Origin of the sequence: Kitasatospora sp. NPDC004669 (genome assembly GCF_040609455.1) — a bacterium.
Classification (GTDB): Bacteria; Actinomycetota; Actinomycetes; order Streptomycetales; family Streptomycetaceae; genus Kitasatospora.
This window is the reverse complement of the sequence record NZ_JBEXKB010000166.1, coordinates 1-5,744: the sequence shown is the minus strand read 5'-3', so window position 1 is coordinate 5,744 and position 5,744 is coordinate 1. Positions and strand designations below refer to the sequence as shown.

The following is a 5,744-nucleotide window of genomic DNA, read 5'->3' as shown; positions in this document are numbered from 1 at the left end:
CTTGCGTGGTGCTGGCACTGCTCGTGGTTCTCCTTACGCCTGGGATCGTAACAAACCCAGACATCAGGGACTCCATGAAAGCCGGAGCAGCTCACCAGCCGCGGGCGATCGGCTTGGCCACCTACGGCTGCGGGTGGCGCGGATCCTCGGGGACAACGGCGGCGATCCGCACGGTCGGCGGCCACGGCGGCGCCGGGGCGTAGGCGAACACCACGTTGACGGGCGGTCGGCCGGACGCGGGGTCGCCCTCGATCCGCGTGGAGTACAGCTCGATGCGCTGCCCGCCCTCGGTGACCGTACGGATCAGCCGGCCGAGCCGCGGCCGGTGTGCCAGCTCGGCGCGCAGCGCCTCCAGCACTTCGCCGGCGCCGAACTCCTTGGCGCGCTGGGCGGCGCGGTCGGTGACCACCGCCACCACCGGACCGTCCGGCTGCTCCTGGTGCGGGTCGCTCACTCGGCGCCCTGCCGGGCGAGCAGGTCGGCGACGGCCTCGTCGATCGCGTCGGCGGCGTCCCGGTCGGCGGCCAGATGAACGCGGCCGCGATAGGCGGCGACGATCTCGCCGACCGCGACCAGGTCGACCACCGTGCCGACTTCCTCCACCTGGTCGAGCCGGTCGACCGGGACCCGGCGCAGCAGCTGTGCGGCGAGCTCGGCGTCCAGGCGCTCCGCGTCGCCGGGGAATCCGTGGCCGGCGCGCAGCGCGGCTCGCAGTTCCTGCACTGTGTCCATCGGCGGCAGGCCGATGCGGCCCCCGCCATGTCCGTGTTCGGCGGGCTGGGCGCTCATCCCCGTACCCCTCTCCGTGTCGGTCTGTCCGGCGCCGGGCCGGGCCCTGTGCTGTCGACGGTAGCCGCCCCGGGCTGGTCCGTGGGGCGTTCTGGTCAGCATCGCCCCCGCCACTCGTCCCGGCCCGGGGTGCCGTGGCGCCGGCCGCACGGGTGTGCGACCTACGATGGGCCTGTGTCCGACACCGATTTCCCCGCCGACCCGCTCGAACCCCAGCGCCGCTGGTACACCGCCGAGGCCGACTGGGCCGCCGACCCGACCGAGGAGAAGCGGACCGCGTTCGCCGCGGTCGGCGCCGAGCTGTACTCCCACTCGCACTGGGCCGAGGTGGGAAACCGGCACAAGGCTGAGATGAAGCTCAAGCAGGCTGCCCGCCCGGACACCGCGCAGGAACCGGCGGCCTGACCCGCCGGTCGGCCCTCTCCCGTATGCGCTTACTCCCGGGCCGGACGACGGTGAAGGGGTCGGGCGAGCACGTCGGGAGGCATCGGTGACAGATGACGTCGGGACCGAGGAGCCGGACGAGGCGCACCGGCGGCCGCCCGGGGTGGACGACGCCACGGTCGAGGCGCTGGGGATGCTGACGAAGGCGCTGGAGTACACCGAGCGGGCCCGCGGCCACCTGTACGCGGTGCACCACATGACCGGCGGCGCCGACCGGATGCTCGCCGAGGCGGTGCGGATGCCGCACCGGGCCGGGCACGAGGAGCAGGCCGGCCTGGCCGAGCGGGAGCTCCTCGGCCGGGACGTCATCCCGGGCATGTGGACCTACCAGCTGATCGAGGCGTACGACCAGACCTACTACCGGGCGTTCACCGCCGTCGAGGGACAGGTCCGCCAGGACCTCGCCGCCGGCCGTCGGCACCTGGCCGAGGCCGAGATGCAACGGGCCGCGCGCTCCCGCCGCCTCAGGCACACCGCCCCGTAGCCGTCCGAGTATGCAGGAACGGAGAGCAGGCGGCCGGGTCCCGGGGAAGCAGGGGGGTGTTCCGCGGGGCCCGGCCGGTGGGAGGCCAGCAGCGCCGAGCCGCGGCGCGGCTGCTCTGCTCGGCGGCCCGGTGGTGCTGTGGTGGGGCCGCCGTGCCGGGAATGCTAGACCCGCACGTCGCACGGTGGCCAGGGCTTTGACCTGCAATTTTCCGGCCGCGAACATGCCACCTGGACGGCGGCGCCGCGCGGCATCGCTCACGGTCGGCCTGCGCCAGGCCCCTCCAGCACAGGGCGCGCACTCCCCGCTCAGGAGGTCGCACAGCACGGGGATCCGCAGGGACGGCCAGCCGCACTCGCGCATGGTGGAAGTGGTCGCTCATTTGTGTTCCTCCGAATTTCGTCGGTGAATTCACCGACGTGCTCAAAAGAAAAAGTCCCGGCCTCCCTTCGGCGGCCGAGACTGGCTCTCTTTCGGCGACACGGGGCCGCCGGAGGGTGGCGTCGGCCGCCGTCCTTGAAGTACTCGTCCCGCAGGGCCTCGGCGAGGATCGCTTCCTGCTGGGCCTGGGTGGCCCCGGCGTCGCGGGCCTCGTACAGCCGCCGCGCCACGTCGCCGGGCATCTTCTGGGTGATCATCCGGGGGCGGGGGTCGTCGGTGGAGCCGCCGGCCGCGCTGTAGCCGAAGGTCGCCTGGATGTGGAGCATGAAGCCGCGCTGCTCGGCGTCGCGGCGCACCCGCTTCTTCACCCGCGGCTGCCAGGCCGCCCGGACCGCCCGGACGGCCAGGACCCCTTTCCGGGCCGAGTCCACCGACGGCGAGTAGAGGTTGCCACAAAGCACGAGGGGAGTGCCCGCAACGGGCACGCCCCGTTTTACGTCCCCGCTCACAGAGGCGAACAAGCGCTAGAAGGTGCTGAAGCTGAGCTTGTGGCCCAGTCTGCTGTCATGGCAGGGATCATCGTCCTCTTCGAGGTGGACCAAGCCCAGGCAGAGAGCCCGGAGGGCGAAGCGCCGGCTGTACTCCTGGTGCACGCCGCCGGCCAGGACCCCGAAGTCCCCGAGGACCCGCTGCCGCGGACTCTCTGCGGGGAGGACACCGAGTCCATGGAGCACTCCCATTACCGGCCTGGGAGGCCCGGGGAGCCCTGGTACCCGCCGGAGCTGGAAGACCGGCGGTGTCGGCTGTGCGAGGCGGCCCTGAGGCGGCTCTGAACTCGAAAGTCCGAGGCTAGCCTCGCAGTTTCGGTTGAGATGAGGCCGGAAGCGGCGGGGAAACACGAAAGTGCCTTCTGAGCTGGAACGATGAACTTTGTCGAGGGGTTCTGTCGGTCCAAGCTGAAGGCACTTTCTGCGTGCAGGGTATCGAGAACGCGAGCTGCACGATCGACTCGATCCTCGGGCAGGCGTAGGGCGCGGCGACGCGAGGACCGTTGCATAGGCTGGCCGTCTCATCCGACGCACCGCGACGAGGACCAGCGCATGCACAGCAGCACCAGGATCCGCCTGATCGAGCCCACCGACGCCGCCCCGATCGCCGCGCATCGGGTGCGGGACTTCGAGGCTTTCCGGCTGTGGGAACCGGCCCAGCCAGCCGACTTCTTCACCCCGGCGGGCCAGGCGGAGCGGATAGACAAGCTTCTGGCCGGATACCGGGCCGGCACGGTCTGGCCGGGCGTGGTGCTCGCCGACGACCAGGTGATCGGGCAGGTCACCGTCGGAGGCATCCTGCCGCAGCCGCACCTGCGCCGCGGCTCCGTCGGATACTGGATCGCCAGTGTCGCCCAGAATCAAGGGCACGCCGGGCGCGCTGTCGGGCTTGTACTCCGGGTGATGACGGACGAACTCGGATTGCACCGCGCCGAGGCGTCCACCAATCTGGAGAATCTGCCGTCGCAGCGGGTGCTGCGCCGCAACGGGTTCAGCCCGTACGGCGTCGCGCACTCCGCTATCTTTCTCGACGGGAGCTGGCGGGACGGGCTGCTGTGGGAGCGGGTCCTCGGCGACTAACCTGCGCGTTCATCCGGGGTCGCTTCCGGATCATGATCGGAAGCGAAAGTGCCTTCTGCGCTGCAACGATGAGGCTTGTCTAAGGTCCCAGTCGTACCAGCAGGAAGGCACTTTCTGCGTGCACACTACCCGGTCACGCCCCAAGCTCGTCGTCAGCACTGACGGGCACGGGGTGGTCAACCACGCCGGCTCGCGCCTGCTGGCGGATCTGGCCGACGCCACCTCGCTGACCAGCGCCTTCAGCGACGCTCTGCACCAGCTGCGGCCGCGCGGGACCGGGCACGATCCCGGCCGCGTCGCGGTGGACCTGGCGGTGATGCTCGCCGACGGAGGCGAGGCGATCGCCGACCTGGCCGTGCTGCGCGACCAGCGCGACGTGTTCGGTCCCGTCGCCTCCACCCCGACCGCCTGGAGAGTGCTCGCCGGTATCGACACCGCAGCTCTGAACGCCCTGCGCGCAGCCAGGGCCCAGGCCCGCGAGGTCGCCTGGCTGCAAGCGGACGAGACCGGACACCCCATACCCGCATCACACGCCGGAGGGCGTGAACTGCAGGGTCTGGTCCTGGACATCGACGCCACCCTGGTCACCTGCCACTCCGAGAAGGAAGAAGCGGCCGCCACCTACAAGCGCGGCTTCGGCTACCACCCGATGCTCTGCTTCCTGGACAACACCGGCGAGGCACTCGCCGGCATCCTGCGACCCGGCAACGCCGGGGCGAACACCGCAGCCGACCACATCACTGTCCTCGACCAAGCCGTCGCGCAGATTCCCGACGCCCACCGCCACGGCACCCCAGTCCTCATCCGCGCCGACAGCGCGGGCAGCGCCAAAGCCTTCCTCGCCCACCTACGCGCCCTTCGACAGCGAGGCATCCAGACCACTTTCTCCGTCGGACACGCCGTCACCGAACAGGTCCGCAAGGCCATCCGGGTCCTACCCGACCAGGTCTGGCACCCGGCCTTGGAACAGGACGGGACCCTTCGTGCCGGCGCCGAAGTCGCCGAGCTGACCGGCCTGGTCGACCTCACCGGATACCCGGACGGCACCCGCATCATCGTCCGCCGCGAGCGTCCCCACCCAGGCGCCCAGTTGTCCCTGTTCGACCAGGACGAAGGCATGCGCCACCAGGTCTTCCTCACCGACACGCCCGTCGCCGGCGGCGGCTCGATCCAGTACCTGGAGGTCCGCCACCGCGCTCACGCCAGAGTCGAGGACCACATCCGCTGCGGCAAGACCACCGGCTTCGGTCGTTTCCCCTCCCGCCACTTCGCCATCAACCAGGTCTGGCTGGAGCTGTCCCTGACCGCCATCGACCTGCTCGTCTGGGCCCGGACCCTGCTGCTGGACGGCGAGTTGGCCACTGCCGAGCCCAAGAAGCTCCGCTACCGCCTCCTGCACGCTGCCGCCCGGATCACCCGCGGAGCGCGCCGCCTATACCTGCGGATCGCCGCCACCTGGCCCTGGCGCCACGAACTGACCGCAGCGTTCAGCCGCCTGGTGGCACTACCCCGACCGGCCACCTGACAGGCGAAGCTGGCCCTGACCACCACGACCCGAGGACCCAGGAGCACCCGGCCATCGCGCCGGGCCCTCTCCATGCCCAACGTCCGACGGCAGCCCCGCGATCTCCGACACAGGAATCACCCCAGATCAGCCGACGCGAACCGAAACACAGAGGCTAGAGCTCGACGTCCATCCAGGCGACGTCGTTCAGCTCGACGTCGAGGCCGCGGGCGCGGCGTCCGCCGTCCTTGAAGTACTCGTCCCGCAAGGCCTCGGCAAGGATCGCTTCCTGCTGAGCCTGGGTGGCCCCGGCGTCGCGGGCCGCGTAGAGGCGGCGGGCAACGTCGCCGGGCATCTTCTGGGTGATCATCCGGGGGCGGGGGTCGTCGGTGGAGCCGCCGGCCGCGCTGAACCCGAACGTCGCCTGCATGTGGAGCATGAAGCCGCGCTGCTCGGCCTGGCGACGCACCCGCCGCCTCACCCGCGGCTGCCAGGCCGAACGGACCGCCCGCTC

The 5,744-nt window shown here is 71.1% G+C and carries 8 protein-coding genes and 1 pseudogene; 5 read left to right on the top strand and 4 right to left on the bottom strand.

Annotated features, from left to right (window positions below; translation table 11 throughout):
• Nucleotides 1-121: 121 nt before the first annotated feature.
• Nucleotides 122-454, bottom strand: coding sequence for a hypothetical protein (locus tag ABZW30_RS46330; RefSeq protein WP_355677377.1), 333 nt, complete (start codon nt 452-454; stop codon nt 122-124).
• Nucleotides 451-789 (bottom strand): hypothetical protein, encoded by a 339-nt coding sequence (locus tag ABZW30_RS46325; protein ID WP_355677376.1) that lies wholly within the window; start codon nt 787-789, stop codon nt 451-453. Before ABZW30_RS46325 ends, ABZW30_RS46330 begins: the two co-directional genes overlap by 4 nt.
• A gap of 174 nt (nt 790-963) precedes the next feature.
• On the opposite strand from ABZW30_RS46325, the gene ABZW30_RS46320 reads away from it, so the two are divergent.
• Both ABZW30_RS46320 and ABZW30_RS46315 read left to right on the top strand, forming a co-directional pair.
• Nucleotides 964-1,194, top strand: coding sequence for a hypothetical protein (locus ABZW30_RS46320; RefSeq protein ID WP_355677375.1), 231 nt, complete (start codon nt 964-966; stop codon nt 1,192-1,194).
• Between the two features lie 85 nt (nt 1,195-1,279).
• Nucleotides 1,280-1,717 (top strand): hypothetical protein, encoded by a 438-nt coding sequence (locus ABZW30_RS46315; protein ID WP_355677374.1) that lies wholly within the window; start codon nt 1,280-1,282, stop codon nt 1,715-1,717.
• A gap of 308 nt (nt 1,718-2,025) precedes the next feature.
• Here the strand turns inward: ABZW30_RS46315 and ABZW30_RS46310 are convergent, their stop codons facing one another.
• Nucleotides 2,026-2,559 carry a hypothetical protein gene (locus tag ABZW30_RS46310; RefSeq protein ID WP_355677373.1) on the bottom strand — a complete coding sequence of 178 codons (534 nt, stop codon included), beginning with the start codon at nt 2,557-2,559 and terminating at the stop codon, nt 2,026-2,028.
• Between the two features lie 105 nt (nt 2,560-2,664).
• On the opposite strand from ABZW30_RS46310, the gene ABZW30_RS46305 reads away from it, so the two are divergent.
• The 3 genes from ABZW30_RS46305 (at nt 2,665) to ABZW30_RS46295 (ending at nt 5,251) form a co-directional block, all read left to right on the top strand.
• A complete protein-coding gene (locus ABZW30_RS46305) occupies nt 2,665-2,931 on the top strand; it encodes a hypothetical protein (RefSeq protein ID WP_355677372.1) in 267 nt (88 codons plus the stop codon).
• A 267-nt stretch (nt 2,932-3,198) separates the two neighbouring features.
• The gene (locus tag ABZW30_RS46300) at nt 3,199-3,726 is read left to right on the top strand and encodes a GNAT family protein (protein WP_355677371.1); all 528 of its coding nucleotides are present in this window, start codon (nt 3,199-3,201) and stop codon (nt 3,724-3,726) included.
• Nucleotides 3,727-3,844: 118 nt separating this feature from the next.
• Complete coding sequence (locus ABZW30_RS46295; RefSeq protein ID WP_355677370.1) at nt 3,845-5,251, top strand: IS1380 family transposase; 1,407 nt, start codon at nt 3,845-3,847, stop codon at nt 5,249-5,251.
• A 154-nt stretch (nt 5,252-5,405) separates the two neighbouring features.
• Here the strand turns inward: ABZW30_RS46295 and ABZW30_RS46290 are convergent.
• Nucleotides 5,406-5,744 (bottom strand): annotated as a pseudogene (locus ABZW30_RS46290) (XRE family transcriptional regulator); the annotation flags it as partial.